Source organism: Bifidobacterium sp. LH_730 (genome assembly GCF_056355835.1).
Window position 1 is genome coordinate 278,503 of sequence record NZ_JBKETB010000003.1, and the last position, 16,488, is coordinate 294,990.

The window sequence follows — 16,488 nt, forward strand, 5'->3', positions numbered from 1 at the left end:
CCCTACTCCCTGTTCCCTGCCGGAAATGTTGCCCAAACCATCGTACTCAGCACAATCACACGGCCACGATACCCGGACCGACGAAAACGGGATGGCCTTGGCCCGTCCTATGCACCCCGCGCATGGCACGGAATATCAGCGCCGCATTGGAAACCACCCCCACGAACACAGTAGATTGGAACGCAACCATCTGCCACGCCATCGTCAAAGGAGCATGACATGACCGATATGCAGTACGCACCGCTGGGCCACTCCGGCATCGAGGTATCGAAGGTGTGCCTGGGCGGCATGAGCTTCGGCAAGGCCTCGCCGGACTTCCACCAATGGACGATCGACGAGGAAGGCACCGAGCGCGTGATCGCCCGCGCCTTCGAACACGGCGTCAACTTCATCGATACGGCCAACTGCTATGCCTTCGGCACCTCGGAGGAATACATCGGCCAGGCGCTCAAGAACCTCGCCATTCCCCGCGACAAAGTGGTGCTGGCCAGCAAGGTGTATTTCAACGAGGGGCGCCTCTCCCCCGAGGCCATCGCTCGCGAGATCGACGGCACGCTCACGCGCCTCGGCACCGACTACCTCGACCTCTACATCATCCACCGCTTCGACTACGACACCCCGGTCGAGGAGACGATGGCGGCGTTGGATGCGCTGGTCAAGGCCGGCAAGGTGCGCGCGCTCGGCGCAAGCGCGATGTATGCCTACCAGTTCCACAATATGCAGGCCGCGGCCGAGGCGAACGGCTGGACCAAGTTCACCTCGATGCAGTTGCATTACAACCTGCTCTACCGCGAGGATGAGCGCGAGATGATTCCCGTGTGCCGCCAGTATGACGTGGCGCTGACGCCGTATTCGCCGCTGGCGTCGGGGCATCTGACGCGGCCGAATTGGGATTCGGATTCGAAGCGCGGCACGACGGATGGCACGATGCGTGCGAAATACGACGCGGCCCGCGCGCAGGATATGCCGGTGGTCGAGCGCGTGGCGGCCCTTGCCGAGCGTCTTGGCGTGCCGATGGCCGATGTGGCGCTCGCCTGGCACTGGGCGAAGGGAGTGACCGCACCGATCGTCGGCTGTTCTCGCCCCGAGCGCGTGGATGACGCGGTGAACGCGCTGGACGTGCGTCTGACGCCCGAGGACGTCGCTTGGCTGGAGGAACCCTATATGGCGCATGAATTGGTCGGCCCGTTGGCCCGCCCGGGCGAGGCGCCGCTGGCTGGCACGCTTGCGCCGGCGCTGAAGGAAGGCGAGCCGGAGGCCTGACGTTTGCCTGCGCGCATACGTCGCTTAGGTTCCCTAAGTGAAATGAACGCCGCCTATGTCTCGAAAGACATGGGCGGTGTTCCATATATGGCGAATCATCCGCGATATTCGGCGATATTCAGGCGTCCCGTCCGACGCGGAACGCGACGGCGCATTGCATGGCGGCCAGCGCGGTGAAGAACACCAGCGGAGCGAGGAATCCGCCCGTATGCTCGGCCAGCACGCCAAAGAGGGACGGGCCGATGGAGGCGAGCAGATATCCCAGGGATTGCGCGATGCCCGACAGGGCGACGGTTTCGGTCTGGGTGCGTCCGCGCATGGCGATCAGCGCCAACGCGACGACGAGCGCGGCGCCTTGCCCGCAGCCGCCGATCACGGCCCAGAGCATCGACAGGCTCGGCACGATGATCCAGCCGAGGCCCGCGACCACCATCGGCAGGCTTGCGACGAGGGCGGCGACGATCTGGTTGCCGCGCACGTTCATCAGACGCGGGATCAACAGTCCGGAGAACACGCCGATGACCTGGAAGACGAAGAGCTGCCGGCCCGCGGAGCCTTCGTCGAATCCTATGGATGAGGCCACCGAGGGCAGCCAGTTCGACATCGTGTAGAAGGCGGCGGATTGCAGGCCCATGAAGGCCGTCACCCACCAGGTCATCGGGCGGCGCCAGAGCGGCGTGGGTGCGGAGTCGGGAACGGACATATCGCCGAGTTCGGCTTGCGAGGCCCCGCGTCCGGCGCGCGCCGGAGCCACATCGTTCCCCTCACGGGACGGCTCGCCGGACTGGATCGTTTCAGCTGAGGAGACAGCCGGCGAAGCAATCGTCTCCGCCCCATCCCCAACACCCTCGTCGCCGCGGGCCATGCGTCGCTTCGCCGCAATGCGGCAGCCCCATAGCACGGCGACGACCAGCGCCGGCACGGCCCAGAAGGCCAAGGCCGCGCGCCAGCCGCCCCAATGCGCGGCCATCGACGCGGCGGTAAGGCTGGCGATGGCGGAACCGGCGGTGATGCAGCCGGAATAGACGCCCGTGGCCACCGAGACATGGCCGGCGTAATCGCGTTTGACGATGGCAGGCACGAGCACATTGCCCACCGCGATGGCACATCCGACGACCAAGGTGCCGACCCATACCACCGCCGACCCGCCGGCCGAGCGCAGCAGCGCACCGGCGGCGATGAACACCAGGGCAAGCAGCACGGCGGCGTCCTCGCCGATGCGCGCGGTGATGAACCGCACCAGCGGACTCATCGCGGCGAAGGCCAGCAGCGGCAATGCCGCCAAAAGGCCCTGCGCGGACTCGCCCCAGCCGAGGTCGCGCCCCAGGCTCTCCAGCAGCGGTCCGACCGCCACAATCGCGGGGCGCAGGTTCATGGCCACGAGGAACACCATCGCCGCCAGCAGCCCGGCTCGCGCCGGGCGTCCCATGCGCACGCCGCGCTCCGCCGTCTCTTCGTTCTCAGTCATGCGCACCATCATGCCCGAACAGTCCGACCCTCCCACGCAGCACGGCGCGCATCTCACGCGGCGTGGTCGAGATACTCCCTCATCGAATACTGGGTGATGTTGGAACGGTTGATGACGCCGACGACGCGGCCGTCCTCCAGCACCGGCACCTTCTTCAGATGGTTTTCGCCGAGCACACGGCACACCTCGGTCAGGTCGTCATGGATGTCAACGCCGATGATGCCGCGCGTGGCGACGTCGGAGACCTTCAAACGAGACAGTTTGGCGAGGCGCTGCGAAAAGTCGGCGTCCTGCGAGGTGGGAATCATCGTCAGCGCCGCGGGGTCGAGCATGCTGTCGCCGCGCTTGGACAGATAGCGCATGATGTCGCCATCGGAGATGAAGCCGACCGGACGATCCTCGGCGTCGACGATGGGCGCGGCCGAAATGCCCTTGTCGACCAGCAGGCGCATCGCGTCGACCATCGTGGCGTCGGCGGGCAGCGTATACACGTCGCGGCGCATCACGGTTTCAAGCACCGAACGACGCTGATCCTCGACCTCGCTGGTCGTCTCGCCCTTGGCGCGCTGGCGCACGAAGGCGACGGTGAGTGCGAGGGCCACGACGGCCAGCACCGTGCTCACGCCGAAGGCCCAGTCGATGCCGATGATATTCGCATGGCGCGAGTCCAGCCCGCCGGAAACCGCGAGATTGGTGGCGATGGCGGAGACGGAGACGAGCACGGCGGTGCCGAGGGAACCGGCGACCTGGCGCAGTGTGTTGTTGACCGACGTGCCGTGGTTCATCAGCGAATTGTCGAGCGCATTCATGCCCCAGGTCATGATCGGCATATTGATCAGGCCGATGGAGGCCATGCGCACGGTGTAGAGCACGATGATCAGCGCCAGCGGCGTCACGTCGGTCAGGAACGCGAAGCCGAGCGAGGCGATGGTCAGGATCGTGATGCCGGAGATCGACAGGGCGCGCGGACCATGCTTGTCGAACAGGCGGCCGGTGACGGGGCCGAGCACGCCGAGCAGCAGCGCACCGGGCAGCAGCACCAGGCCGGAGACGGTGGCGGAGAAGCCGCGCAGGGATTGCAGGTAGATCGGCATAAGGACGCCACCGGCGAGCAGCGCGGCCTGCACGACCATGCCGATGATCGTGCTGATGAGGAAGCGACGGTTGGCGAGCACGCGCACCTGAAGCATAGGCGTGGCGGATTTGAGCTGGCGCAGCGCGAAAAGCACGATGGCCACGGCGCCTACAATCGCAATGACGACATCCCACCAGGCGAAGGACGCGCCGCCGATGGACGAGCAACCGTAGAGCAGACCGCCGAAGCCGACGGTCGACAGGATGACGGACAGCGGATCAAGACGCGTCGTATCGCGTCGTTCGCCGACATTGCCCATGAAGAAGACGCCCGCGATGATGGACAGCACAACGAGCACCGTCACGATCCAGAACATGACGCGCCAGCTGGAATGGTCGATGACGACGCCGGACAGGGAGGGGCCGATGGCGGGCGCGAAGGCGAGGACGACGCCGAACAGGCCCATGGCGCTGCCACGCTGGGAGACGGGGAACATGAGCATCATCACGGTCATCGTCATCGGCATGAGCACGCCCACGCTGGCAGCCTGCACGAGGCGCCCGACCAGCAGCAGCGGGAAGTTCGGCGCCAGCGCGCACACGATGGTGCCGGCGAGGAAGATCCCCATGCAGGTCAGGTAAATCGCGCGCGTGCGGAAACGATCGGAGATGAACGCGGCGATCGGGATGACGATCGCGTTGACGAGAGTGAATCCGGTGGTCAGCCACTGCACGAGCGTGGTGTCGATGCCCATCTCACGCATGATGGACGGCTGGGCGGGCGCCACGACCGTCTGGTTGAGCATGGTCACGAATGCGCCAAACACCAGCACGCACACCATGATCTTCTGTTTGCGGGTCAGTCCCATGTCTATTCCTCTCACTTCCCCGAAATGGACCGGCCCATTCTTCTCCCCCGTCTGGTCATTCGGAGGATTTTCGCCCGTGGGCGTACCGCCATATGGACGCGTGCGGCTTGGCGTCCATATGGCGGCGCGCCTTGATATCCGTCAGCTGTTGCGGTTGATCTCGATGTCGCTGACGGTGAGGTTGGCGTCGTTGACGAGATTGAAGAGGACCACCTCGGCGAGCTGGTCGGCGCGCATGAACGTCGCCTGCTTCTCCTCGGAGACGTAATCGCGGCTGTCACGATAAAACGCCGTGTCGATGCCGCCGGGATAAACACCGACGACATGCACGCTCGTGCCCTTGTATGCCGCCTGCAGGCTCTTCGTATATCCCTTCTCGCCCCACTTGGTCGCGCAATACACGCTTTCGCCGGCATTGCCGCGCGTGGCCGCGGTGCTCATCACGTTGGCGATCTTGACATCCCGCTCGCCCGTGGCCCGGAGCACGGCCACGCTGAAAAGCACCATGCCCTTGAGTCCCTTGAGGCAGCGGTCGATATCGGCGGCCTCGTAGTCCGTCGGCGCTTTGAAACTCGGCTGGCCCGCGTTGTTGATCAAGAGGTCGACATGGCCCCGCTTGGCGACGTCGGACACGGATTCCCCGACGAAGGCCTCGTCGGAGACATCGCCGACATATGCCTTATATGCGTCGGTCCCGAACTCGCGTTCCAGCTCGGCTTGGCGCTCCGCGTTGAAATCGACGCCGGCGACGAACCAGCCCTTGCCGATCAATTGACGCGCGAGTTCATATCCGAGCCCCAGCGCGCTGCCCGTGACGATTGCCACACGTTTGCCGTTGGTATCGACCATGTCATTCCTCCTCGAACCGGTTTGTCATCGACCCCAGCTTACAGCGAATCGTTCCCAATAAGAAAAGTGCGAAGCTGCGATATTCCGAAACGAACATACGTATGTACGGAGGCATTGGAACCATTGCGAAATACGATATGTGCGATTGTGCGGAACGGTTCGTTTCTTCGCACTTTTCCTATTGGGAACGATTCGCTGCAAGGCTATGATGGATGCCATGACCTTCGCATGGGACGCCAAGCAATATCTGAGATTCTCCGACCAACGCACGCAGCCGAGCCGCGACCTGTGCTCGCGAATGCCGGCCGACGGCGTGCGTCGAGCGCTTGATATCGGCTGTGGCCCGGGCAATAGCACGGCGCAGCTCAAGGCGCGATATCCCGAGGCTGACATCCTCGGCATCGATTCGTCCGCGGAGATGATCGAGGCGGCGCGGGCCGAGCACCCGGATATGACCTTCGAGGTGCTTGACGCGGCCGACCTCGACGAATTGCCGCCCGATTTCGATGTCGTTTTCTCCAATGCCTGCCTGCAATGGGTGCCGAACCACCGCGAGGTGATTCCGGCCATGCTGCGCCGCGTGCGCCCGGGCGGCATGGCGGCCTGCCAGTTCACCGAAACGATCAACCAGCCGGCGCACACTGTGCTGCGCGAGCTGGCGACCGAACCGCCGTTCGACGAATATATCGGCGCTTCCGGCGCACGTCCCTATCATCATCTGGGCGGCAAGCGTTTCGATATCGCCGCCTACTATGACCTGCTCGCCCCGCTGGCTCGCCATGCCGAAGTGTGGGAGACGACCTACTGGCATGCGCTTGCCGGCTACGAAGGCGTCATCGACTGGTATCGCGGCACCGGCATGCGTCCGTATCTGGCGCAGCTGCCGACCGAGGAGCTGCGCCACGCCTACGAGCAAGCATTCGTCAAACGTTTGCAGCCGTTGTATCCGCTGCAATCCGACGGTACGGTGCTGATTCCGATGCCACGCTTCTTCTTCCTTGCGTGGATGTAGAGGAACGCGCCGGTCGCGTCCGGCACAACCAAAGCACGACCGACGCAACTGATGTCGTTCAGTCCTGCAGCTTGTCGAAGGGCGGATGGATGCGCCGGTCGCGCCAGTAATACTCCTGGTCGTGTTCATTGATCTCGCGCACGACTTTGCACGGGCTGCCGTAGGCGACGACGTTGGCGGGGATGTCCCTGGTGACCAGCGAGTTCGCGCCGACGACGGTGTTCTCGCCGATGGTCACGCCGGGCAGGATCGTCACATTCGCGCCGATCCACGCGTTGCGCCCGATGGCCACGGGGAACGAGAACTGCGTGGCCGGCTGCAGGCGCAGGTCGGGGCGGAGCGGGTGCCCTGTGGTCACGATGGTGACATTGGGGCCGATCATCACGTTGTCGCCGATGCGCACCTCACCGTCGTCGACCAGCGTCAGGTTGAAGTTGGCGTAGGCATGGTCGCCGAAATATGTGTTGCAGCCCCAGTTGGCGTGCAGCGGCGGCTCGATCCATGCCTCCTCGCCGTAATATCCGAGCAGCTGTTCGCCGATCTCGCGGCGGCGCTTCAATTCGCTGGGCCGGGTCGCATTGAAATCGTAGAGCAGTTCCATCTGCTCGTGTTGGGCGGCAAGCATCTCCTCGTCATCGCAGCGGTAGATGTCGCCCGAGCGCATCATGTCGATGATATGTTGCGGCACATTCGCCATCATTGGCCTCCTTCGATCCGTTCCGTCACGATGATTCTAACGGCAGTCCCACTGGTGTCAGTGCATGACATGCCAATGCGCTTCCGGCCACGCGGCAACCACCGTCAATGCCGTCGCCAACGCGTTCCGCCGCACAGTCGCAACGCCACATCGTCGCCGTTGCCGCGCTTGCCGCACGCTCACACGTCGAGGTCGCGCCTGACGAAGGCCACCATGGCGATTCCGATCATGACAGCACCGGCAGCGGCCAGCGCAACCGCGCTCCATGCGGCATCGGCCTTACCGTCGGCCAGTCCGTATCGGTCGAAGAGCGTGAGGAAGGTCGCGTATTTCGCATCCTCGAAACGTTCGCCGGTCTGCGCGACCATCTGCACGACGAATTCCAACACCGCAAAGCCGCCGCCGACCCACAGCGCCGGCGCCGCGGAACGGAACACGCATGCGGACAGCAGGCACAGGCCCGCCATGCAGATCCACAGCGCGAACAAGCCGAGATTGACCCGCGCCAGTCCGACGACGACCTCCTCGTCGGGGAAGGCGATGGCGGATGTGCCGAGTTCCAGCGCAGTGAGCACGGCCATCAACGCCACTAGCACGGTGAGCAGCACGGAAGTCAGCGTGGAGATGATGGTGATCCGCCGATGCGGCGATGCGATCAGCCAAGCCATCGAGCCTTGGTCGATGGGCCGCACAATCAAACGATTGACGAGTAGCAAGATGAGCACCAGCGGGAACAACGTGAAAAGGAAGCCGTAAAGATAGTTGAGGATGAATCCCAGCAGCGTGGTGGTGGCGTTGCCCATACCGAAGGCATCGAAGATGCCCGGCATGGTGCGCATCATCGCATCGAGTGCTTTCGCGGACTCGGGGTCGAAGAGTTGGATGATCATCACGGTGTACATCGCGAGCACGGCCGCGATGATGCCGGTGGGCAGCAGCGAGCCCTTCAATTCCTTGGCATAGAGCGCGGAGATCATCGCGCCGCCTCCTTTCCGGCCGTGCGTGCATGGTTTGACGAGAGGGTTCCAATGGGCTCGGACTCGCCGTAGGGCGTGCGCTGGCCGTAGAGATGCAGGAAGATCTCCTCAAGGCTCTGCTCATGCGAGGCGATGTCGGCGAGTCGGTATCCGGCGAGGTCCTTGACGAACGAATCCACAGCGCCGGCGACGCGGACCTCAAGGGAGCAGACACGGATCCCGCTCTCCCCATCATCAACGAGCATTCCGCGATGCGCGCTGCGATATCGCTCGCATTCGTCGGCGTCGGCGAAGGTCAGCGTGAAGGTGCGCATGCGGGCGGCGCGCACGGCCGTCATATCCTCGATACCGGCGACACGTCCGGCGCGGATGAACGCCACCCTGTCGCAGGTGCGTTCAATTTCGGGGAACATATGCGAGGACAGAAGGATCGTGGCACCGCGCCGGTGCTCCTCACCCACGAGTTCGACGAAGCGCTCCTGCATCAGCGGGTCGAGACCCGAGGTGGGTTCGTCGAGCAGCAGCACGTCGGGCGCTCCCATGAATGCGGCGACGATGGCGACCTTCTGCTTGGTGCCCTTCGACATGCGCGCGATGCGGGCGGAGGGGTCGAGGTCGAAACGTTCGACGAGCTCGTCCATGCGGGTGCGGACGGCGCGGATGGAACGGTCGCCCCCGTCGCCATTCCCCGATGCCTTGCCGCTCGTCTCGCGATTCCGGGTGGCGTTCATCGTCGCCATGAACCGCAGGAATTCGATGCCGGTCATGCGCCCGGGGCAGGCCACTTCGCCAGGCAGGTAACCGAGCGAGGCCTGGATGCGCGCACGGTCACGGAAGCAGTCGAGGCCGTTGATGGCGGCGGCGCCGGAATCCGGGCGGATGAAGCCCATCAACGTGCGCATGGTGACGGTTTTGCCTGCGCCGTTCGCCCCGAGGAATCCGACGGTCTGTCCTTGGGCCACGTCAAGCGTCACGCCGAATATGCCGCGCCCACGCCCATAGTCCTTGGTCACGCCGTGCAACGATATGGTCGGCCGATCCATGATGCCTCCTCGCTTCTCTCGAACTGCTGCCAGTCTATGAGGCGGAGGCGAACGGCGGGCGGCCCGTCCGTCTCGTGGGCGCGGGGAATATCCACGGGGCATATCCCCGCGCTATGGTTGGCCCCATGGAGATTCAATCGTTTGACGCGGTGACGGACGAAGGACGCGCGATCCGCACGGCCGCGTTCGTGGTGGAGAAGAACTACCGTTCGGAATTCGACGAGTGGGACGAGCCGGGGCATGCCACGCATCTGCTGGCATTCGGCGACGACGGCCGCCCCGTGGCGACCTGCCGCTTCTATCCCGACGACGAGCATCCCGACCAACCCGGCCGCTGGGTGATCGGCCGGCTGGCGGTGAATGCCAACGAGCGGGGCCACGGCATCGGCAAAACCCTGTTGGCCGAGGCGGAGCGACGCATCGACGAGGCCGGTGGAACGATTGCCGCCGTGCATGCGGAGGACCATAATTTCGCGCTGTACGAGCATTTGGGATATCAACTCACCGATGAGGTGTTCGACGGCGGCACGCACGGTTGGATGGTCAAGACGCTGGCCTAGGTTTCGCGCAAAGCCGACGGGGTAATACTGGCTTTTCGCACGCCGATAGGCGATGATGGAGACATGAGCGAATCGAAGACCATCGCGGACGCCGCCGTCCGCATCGAACACGATTGCCTGGGCGAGCTGGCGGTGTCTGCCGACGCCTACTGGGGCATCCACACGCAGCGCGCCATCGCCAATTTCCCGGTCTCCGGCGTCACCGACGGCGACCACCCGAGCCTCATCAAGGCGTATGCGACGGTCAAACGTGCCTGCGCGGCGGCCAATGCGGAACTCGGCCTGATCGACAAGAGCAAGGCGCGGCTCATCGAACGGGCGTGTCTGGAGATCGAAGGCGGCGCTCTGGCCGACCAATTCCCCGTGGACGTGCTGCAGGGCGGGGCCGGCACCAGCGCGAATATGAATATGAACGAGGTGATCGCCAACCGCGCGCTCGAGTTGGCGGGGCGTCCCCGCGGCGAATATGCCTTCATCCATCCCAACGACCATGTGAACCATTCGCAGTCCACGAACGACACGTATCCGGCGGCCTGCAAGCTCGCGATAGTCGACGCGCTGCACCCGCTGCTCGAGGCCACCGACCGTCTGCGCCAGGCCTTCCATGATCTGGCCGACCGGCATGAGAAAGACGTCAAACTGGGCCGCACCCAATTGCAGGACGCGGTGCCGATGACCTTCGGCCAGGAATTCCACGCCTTCTCGAGTTTCCTGAAGCTCGATATGGCCGCGATGGAGCGGCTGGTGCCCGATCTGACGGTGCTGAATCTCGGCGCCACGGCCATCGGCACCGGCATCTGCGCTGACCTGCGGTTCCGCAAGGCCGCGACCGAACACCTCAAGCGCATCACCGGACTGCCCATCACGGCGGCACCCGACCCACTGGCCGCGATGACCGATATGAGCGCCTATATCGCAGCGTCGGCCACGTTGAAGAATCTCGCGATTCATCTGAAGAAGGCGGCCGACGATCTGCGGCTGCTCAACTCGGGGCCACGCGCCGGTTTCGGCGACCTGACGGTGCCGCCGCGCCAGGCGGGGTCGAGCATCATGCCGGCGAAGGTGAATCCGGTGATCCCCGAGTGCGTGGACCAGTGCTGCTTCGCGGTGTTCGGCATGGATGTGACGGTCAATTGGGCGGCGGCCGAGGGGCAGTTGCAGCTCAACGCCTTCGACCCGCTCGTCGTGCACGAAATCCTCGACGGCATGAAGCTCATGACCAACGCGATGAATGTGTTCCGCGAATCCTGCGTCGAGGGAATCATGGTGGACCTCGAGGCCGGGCGCGAGCATGCGCTGCGCTCCCCCGCCATCTCGGCCGCGCTCAATGATGCGATCGGATACGAGGCGGCCAGTGAGATCGCGGCGGAGGCGGTGCGCACCGGCCGGACGATCCGCGAGGTCGCCGCCGAACGCACCGATCTGCCGGCGGCCGAACTCGATCGGTTGCTCGATCCGATCACACTGTCGCGTCGCCTCGGGCAGACCTGCCGCGAGCATCGGTGAGCAATCACAGACCGCATTCCTCCCAGCGCTCGGGCTTGGGGATATGGCGCAGCGAGGTCAACGCGACGGTCAGCACGCTGAGCACCGCCAGCACGACGGCCACGGCCGCAAGGCCGGTCAGTCCCATGCCGCCCGCCAGCAGCACGCCCGCAAGGCCCGGCGCAAGCGCGGCCAGCAATCCGATGGAGGTTTCGAACACGGAGGACGCCCTGCCCTGCAGTTCGTCGGGGACCTTGCTGTAGATGAAACCGAACAGCGCCGCGTTCAGCGCGGGAAGCGGCAGTCCCATGGCCGTCAGGAACACGAGGATGACGAGATACTGGCTGCTGAACATCATCGGCACAAAGCACAGGGCGATGTAACCGAGGACGCAGATGAGCAGCCGTCCCGTGGCGAAGGCATCCGATAGGCGGACGGCGATCAGCGAACCGACCAGCGTGCTCAAGCCCATGCCGGTGTCGAGCAGGCCAATCAGCACGGGGCTGACGCCCTGTGCCACGAGGCTGATCTGTGCGCCGGTGATCATGATGACGAACGCCACGTTGATCAGGGCGCTCATGCACACCAGCCAGAGGAAGCGCGTCTTGCCGAACGACCACCGCCATCCCGAGACGAGGCTTTGCAGGAAGCTCTCGCGCGGGGCGATATCGCTCCCGGACTTGGCCTCGTCTTCGGCCCCATCACTCATCTCAGACTCGGCTTCGGCGCCACCGTTAGCCGTAGAGCCAATTCCGGCCCCAGTCTCAGCCCTAGGCTCAGGTTTGGGATCGACGTCAACCTTATCGTCCCCCGGCGTGGCCCTCCCATTCGATCTCGGCAGGCACCGCGAGGCGAACGCGCTCCACGCATACAGCGCTCCCGACACCGCGATGGCCAGCCAACCCGCGATTTGATAGAGGAATCCGCCGATCACACCGGAGGACAGCTCGACGCATGCCTCGCGGCTTTCGCGCACGGCCTGCGCCTTGGGATAGTGGTTGAGCGGAATCAGCGAGCGCAGGATGGCGTCGTTGGCGGCGCCCAGCAATCCGCTGCATACGCCGAACGCGACGATGAACGCGACGAATACCGCCGTGGTGAGCGCGTTCAAGCCCAGGCACACGGCGAGAGCCACGGAAAGGACGGTGCCGGCGACGCCCAGCGCGATCATCATCGAACGGCGGTTATGCCTATCCGCAAGCACACCTCCGAAGGGCTGCAGGCATAGGGCGATCGTCGAGGCGAGCGCGACGATCGCGCCGGTGACGGATTCCGAACCGGATACGGCGAACGCCACCAATGGGATGACGAAGGTGCGCAGGCTGCGCGCCAGCACCTCCGATGAATCCGCGATGAACCAGTGTCGATATGTCTTAAGCTTCCATAGCTCTTTCATATGAACCCCTCCCCGCTTGCAGTATAGCCATGGGGGGGGGATGACGCGCCCGCCGGCACCGGCGGGAAGCGCCGCATCAAACGCGCTTGACCGCCTTGGCGACCTGCGAAAGGATGGCGATCATGCCCACGGCGAGCAGGATATGTCCCAGTCCCGCGACGCCGGAAATCGAGGCGTCCAATCCCCTCGACAGTGGCATGCCGAGCACTTCGGCAATGCCACGCACGATGAGCATGATGACCGACAGATTCAATCCGACGTGATAGACGACGAGCCAACGGCCGGTCGCCGGAGTCTCGAAGGCAAAGGCCTTTTCCAAAAGCACCAGCAGCAGGAGGAAGACCATGCCCAGCATGAACCAGTGCGTGTGCACGAAGGCGAGGGCCGTGCGCCCGTCGAAACCGGCGAATTTGGTGAACTCGCGGTAGAACACGCCGCCGGCCATCGCCAGCACGGCATACACGATCGCAGCGTTGATATTGTGTTTCATTGTCTTTCCTTTCATTGACAAGACGCCTCGGATCTGCGAACCGCGGCGCATCGGCAGAATCTGAAGCCGAATCCAAGTCCGGCGAGCGCGAGCGCGGCGCCGAGACCGGTGTAGAACACGTCGATGAAGACCTCGGGCGCGAGCCCCGAGGCGCGCAGCGCGATGCCGCCGCCCATCATCACGGCCATGATGACGAAGGACCTGCCATCGAAGAACATCCAGAACCATTGGCGGGCGTCGCCATAGCCCTCGATGCGGTCACTGTGCTTGCGCACCAGCGGCGCGAAGATGGCCAGGCCGAAGACGGTGAACACCACGGCGGTCAGCGCGAGGTTCATCCACCCGACATGCCCCGGGTAGACCAACAGCCCCAACCGCAGGATATTGACGCCGGCGGCCGTCCACACCAGGCATGCGAACAACAGCAGTGTGCGCGGGGCCACATGCAATGCGCGTCGCGTCATCGCACGCATCGCGCCGCTCCGCTTCGCAGAAGCAGCGGCAGATGCGCCTTCCGCGGCTGTCGCATGAATGATTTCGGTTGACTTCACGTGTTCCATCCTTCCTGTGCGTTTTCGATGACCTGGGCCAATGCCACGCACCCTTTCCACGCGCGTTCCGCTCCGTTATGCGCGCCGCTTTCCATATGCATCCAGCCATACTGAACAATGTTCATCTTTTGCCCGGAAGCGCCGCCGGCATCATGGGAATGCGTCATAGCACCGTCCTGCGCGTCATCTCAAGCACAACGGAGGGATCATAGTCGCCGCTGCCCGCCGCCGACATCACCAAGGAGAACAGCAGCGCGGCGAAACGCTCACGCTCAAAGCCGGGCCCGAAGGCATCGGCCCGAACCCTCGCGTCCCGTTCCATCACGCCCGCCAGTCCGGCGATCATATGGTCGACCGCATCCCGCATCATCGCGCGGGCATCGGCGCGGTCGCCGTCGGCAAAGACCAACGTGTGACCGTTGAAGAAGCCGGGATATCGGCGCGCCCCGTCCTCGAGGCGACGGTAGAACCACGCCAGGCAGCCGAGGATGTCGTCGGCGGGCATGGGATCATCGGCCGCGCCATGGAAGACGTCGAGCCAGATGGATCGCACGATTCCCTGGACGAGTTCGGACTTGCCGTCCACGTAGTTGTAGACGGTGCCGACGGACACGCCGCAGGCCTCGGCGACGGCGCGGATGGACACGGCGCGCACGCCGCCGGCCAGCAGCAGGTCCCGTCCCGCCTTGAGCACCGCCTCGCGCGAGGTCGCCGCGTTATTCGCCATGAACTCCGTCCCTCGTGTCTCCGCCGATCAATATGAACATTGTTCACTATAGCACGGCCCGCCGGAAGGCGACGCCTCATCCTCATCGATCCTTGAGATATTCCTCGAGGCACTGGCCGGATTCCTGCATGGACTTGGCGGCCTCGGCGCCGACGTATCGATAGTGCCAGGCCTCGCCGGCGGTGCCGGTGGTCTTGGCCTTGGCATCGGTGTAGCGCAGGATAAAGCCGTGTTCCCAGGCATGGGCTGCGAGCCAGTCGTAGACGTTCTGGTTGGCCTGCGCATCATTGTGGTTAACCGCGTTGACGTCGACGGCCAATCCGAGCTCGTGTTCGCTGGTGCCGGGCTCCGCCACCCAACGCCCGGCCTCGCGTTCGGCCGACCGGCGCGGCATGCCCTGCCCTCGCAACTCGGCCACTTTGTCGTCCATGATCTGTTGCTGTTCGCCGCGGGTGCGATAGCCAGCCGTCACCTCGGGGCTCAGCCCCTGCGCGCGCATCGCGTCGAACATCGTCTGCAGATTGTCGAGGATGCGGCCATCGATGCGCTGCCCGTTGTTCAGGGTCGTCAATGGAGGCGTGCCATAATCCTCGGGAATCGGATTCCAGCGGTTCACCAACGTGAGGTTCCAATCCTGACCGCCGACCGGTTGCCTTCCGACACGGAACACATCGGTCAACAAGGTATGCGCGGCCCAACTGCCCACCAACGCCACAATCAACAGCGTTGCGGACACCACCGTCACCGTGCGCTGATGCCGACGGCGGCGAAGCTCCGAGAAGCTGCGAACCGCCTCATCCTGCGGCCCCGTCGACCGCCCGGCCCTCTCCATATCATCTGACATCGCGCCCATCATCGCCGCCTTTCCGAGGAGTTCCATCGATTTCCATGCTCGCCCGCCCCGGCCCGTCCGACCATCAGCCACAGGAACGAACGCCACCTGATTCCCTCCCCTAGGGGTTTTCCCGGGGACAAGGCTCCATCCGCGGCGCCTCCTCTAAAATGAGGTCATGGCTTATGCATTGATCACCGGGGCGAGCGGCGGCATCGGACGCGAACTGGCGGCATTGTTCGCCCGCGACGGGTTTGGACTGGTGCTCACGGCACGAAATGAAAGCCGCTTGAACGAACTCAAGAACGCGTTGGAGCATCGGTTCGACATCCCCGTCACCATCATTCCGCTGGATCTGGGAGCCGAGGGCGCGGCCCGGGTTCTGTTCGACGAAGTCACGGCACGAGGCATCGAGATCGACGTGCTGGTCAACAACGCGGGATTCGCCGAATGGTCCGGTTTCCTTGATTCCGATTGGACACGCCAACGCGAGCTCATGCAGGTGAACATGGTCGCGCTAACCGAATTGGCATATCGATTCGGGCGCGGCATGCGCGCCCGCGGCAGGGGCCGCATCCTCAATATATCCTCGGTCGCCTCGATGATGGCCGGCCCCTGGATGGCCTCGTATTTCGCCTCGAAGGCCTTCGTCCGCTCGCTGTCGGAGGCGCTGGCGCACGAGTTGCGCGACACCGGCGTGACGGTGACCTGCGTGTGCCCGGGCCCGACGCGCACCGGGTTCGAACGGGCGGCGCATATGTCGGGACGCAACTTCTTCACGATGACGCGCCCGGCCGACGCGCAACGGTTGGCGGCGTTCGCCTATCGCAAGGCGATGGCCGGCCGCGCTTTCGCCTATCATGGCGCGCTCACCAAGGCCGGCGCCCTGGGCGAGCGCATCCTGCCACGCGCCGTAAGCCGGCGCATCGCAGCGTTCATGAACGGCGGCGACCCTGCGCGAACTTCGCATGGCCGCCGATAGACGCGCCAAACCCACGCAATTACAACTTGGGCCACTGATACGGGGATGAGGCAGCGTGCCATAGTCGTGCCACGGCACGACTCCACCGTCGCCGCTCCCAAATCGGCGCTTCATACATGCTCCCTTGAATTTTCATTGCTAGTGCAACGGGTGTGGATGAGATGGGCCCATGGGTTCCCGGTAGCATGGTGTTTGCTTACGACGACCAGACAC

At 64.4% G+C, this 16,488-nt stretch carries 16 protein-coding genes; 5 read left to right on the top strand and 11 right to left on the bottom strand.

Going from position 1 to position 16,488, the window contains the following annotated elements; genetic code table 11:
• The first annotated feature begins 219 nt into the window (after positions 1–219).
• Positions 220–1,263 carry an aldo/keto reductase gene (locus AC1AUD_RS06300; protein WP_476573150.1) on the top strand — a complete coding sequence of 348 codons (1,044 nt, stop codon included), beginning with the start codon at positions 220–222 and terminating at the stop codon, positions 1,261–1,263.
• Between the two features lie 118 nt (positions 1,264–1,381).
• On the opposite strand, the gene AC1AUD_RS06305 is transcribed toward AC1AUD_RS06300, so the two are convergent.
• The 3 genes from AC1AUD_RS06305 to AC1AUD_RS06315 form a co-directional block, all read right to left on the bottom strand.
• Positions 1,382–2,731, bottom strand: a complete 1,350-nt coding sequence (locus AC1AUD_RS06305) for an MFS transporter (RefSeq protein ID WP_476573152.1) — start codon at positions 2,729–2,731, stop codon at positions 1,382–1,384.
• 53 nt (positions 2,732–2,784) lie between these two features.
• Complete coding sequence (locus AC1AUD_RS06310) at positions 2,785–4,674, bottom strand: MDR family MFS transporter (RefSeq protein ID WP_476573154.1); 1,890 nt, start codon at positions 4,672–4,674, stop codon at positions 2,785–2,787.
• Between the two features lie 141 nt (positions 4,675–4,815).
• Positions 4,816–5,523: an SDR family oxidoreductase gene (locus AC1AUD_RS06315; protein ID WP_476573156.1), complete on the bottom strand. Its 708-nt coding sequence runs from the start codon at positions 5,521–5,523 to the stop codon at positions 4,816–4,818.
• Positions 5,524–5,740: 217 nt separating this feature from the next.
• On the opposite strand from AC1AUD_RS06315, the gene AC1AUD_RS06320 reads away from it, so the two are divergent.
• Positions 5,741–6,535, top strand: coding sequence for a methyltransferase domain-containing protein (locus AC1AUD_RS06320; protein ID WP_476573158.1), 795 nt, complete (start codon positions 5,741–5,743; stop codon positions 6,533–6,535).
• A 58-nt stretch (positions 6,536–6,593) separates the two neighbouring features.
• On the opposite strand, the gene AC1AUD_RS06325 is transcribed toward AC1AUD_RS06320, so the two are convergent.
• The 3 genes from AC1AUD_RS06325 to AC1AUD_RS06335 all read right to left on the bottom strand — a co-directional run bounded on the left by AC1AUD_RS06325 (position 6,594) and on the right by AC1AUD_RS06335 (position 9,252).
• A complete protein-coding gene (locus tag AC1AUD_RS06325) occupies positions 6,594–7,235 on the bottom strand; it encodes a sugar O-acetyltransferase (RefSeq protein ID WP_476573160.1) in 642 nt (213 codons plus the stop codon).
• 176 nt (positions 7,236–7,411) lie between these two features.
• Positions 7,412–8,209, bottom strand: a complete 798-nt coding sequence (locus AC1AUD_RS06330) for a hypothetical protein (RefSeq protein ID WP_476573162.1) — start codon at positions 8,207–8,209, stop codon at positions 7,412–7,414.
• Positions 8,206–9,252 (bottom strand): ABC transporter ATP-binding protein, encoded by a 1,047-nt coding sequence (locus AC1AUD_RS06335; RefSeq protein WP_476573164.1) that lies wholly within the window; start codon positions 9,250–9,252, stop codon positions 8,206–8,208. The genes AC1AUD_RS06330 and AC1AUD_RS06335 overlap by 4 nt, the downstream gene beginning before the upstream one ends.
• A 125-nt stretch (positions 9,253–9,377) precedes the next feature.
• Between AC1AUD_RS06335 and AC1AUD_RS06340 the strand changes: the two genes are divergently transcribed.
• The gene (locus AC1AUD_RS06340; protein ID WP_476573166.1) at positions 9,378–9,812 is read left to right on the top strand and encodes a GNAT family N-acetyltransferase; all 435 of its coding nucleotides are present in this window, start codon (positions 9,378–9,380) and stop codon (positions 9,810–9,812) included.
• A gap of 63 nt (positions 9,813–9,875) precedes the next feature.
• Positions 9,876–11,318, top strand: a complete 1,443-nt coding sequence (locus tag AC1AUD_RS06345; RefSeq protein WP_476573167.1) for an aspartate ammonia-lyase — start codon at positions 9,876–9,878, stop codon at positions 11,316–11,318.
• 4 nt (positions 11,319–11,322) lie between these two features.
• Here the strand turns inward: AC1AUD_RS06345 and AC1AUD_RS06350 are convergent, their stop codons facing one another.
• From AC1AUD_RS06350 to AC1AUD_RS06370, 5 genes are all read right to left on the bottom strand, one after another.
• Positions 11,323–12,693, bottom strand: a complete 1,371-nt coding sequence (locus AC1AUD_RS06350) for an MFS transporter (protein ID WP_476573169.1) — start codon at positions 12,691–12,693, stop codon at positions 11,323–11,325.
• A 76-nt stretch (positions 12,694–12,769) separates the two neighbouring features.
• Positions 12,770–13,183, bottom strand: a complete 414-nt coding sequence (locus AC1AUD_RS06355) for a DUF2871 domain-containing protein (protein WP_476573171.1) — start codon at positions 13,181–13,183, stop codon at positions 12,770–12,772.
• 11 nt (positions 13,184–13,194) lie between these two features.
• Positions 13,195–13,632 carry a hypothetical protein gene (locus tag AC1AUD_RS06360; RefSeq protein WP_476573192.1) on the bottom strand — a complete coding sequence of 146 codons (438 nt, stop codon included), beginning with the start codon at positions 13,630–13,632 and terminating at the stop codon, positions 13,195–13,197.
• A gap of 265 nt (positions 13,633–13,897) precedes the next feature.
• Positions 13,898–14,461 carry a TetR/AcrR family transcriptional regulator gene (locus AC1AUD_RS06365; RefSeq protein WP_476573173.1) on the bottom strand — a complete coding sequence of 188 codons (564 nt, stop codon included), beginning with the start codon at positions 14,459–14,461 and terminating at the stop codon, positions 13,898–13,900.
• A gap of 82 nt (positions 14,462–14,543) precedes the next feature.
• Complete coding sequence (locus AC1AUD_RS06370) at positions 14,544–15,341, bottom strand: M15 family metallopeptidase (RefSeq protein WP_476573175.1); 798 nt, start codon at positions 15,339–15,341, stop codon at positions 14,544–14,546.
• 130 nt (positions 15,342–15,471) lie between these two features.
• Here AC1AUD_RS06370 and AC1AUD_RS06375 point away from each other — a divergent pair, with 130 nt between their 5' ends.
• Positions 15,472–16,275: an SDR family NAD(P)-dependent oxidoreductase gene (locus AC1AUD_RS06375; RefSeq protein ID WP_476573177.1), complete on the top strand. Its 804-nt coding sequence runs from the start codon at positions 15,472–15,474 to the stop codon at positions 16,273–16,275.
• Positions 16,276–16,488: the final 213 nt, after the last annotated feature.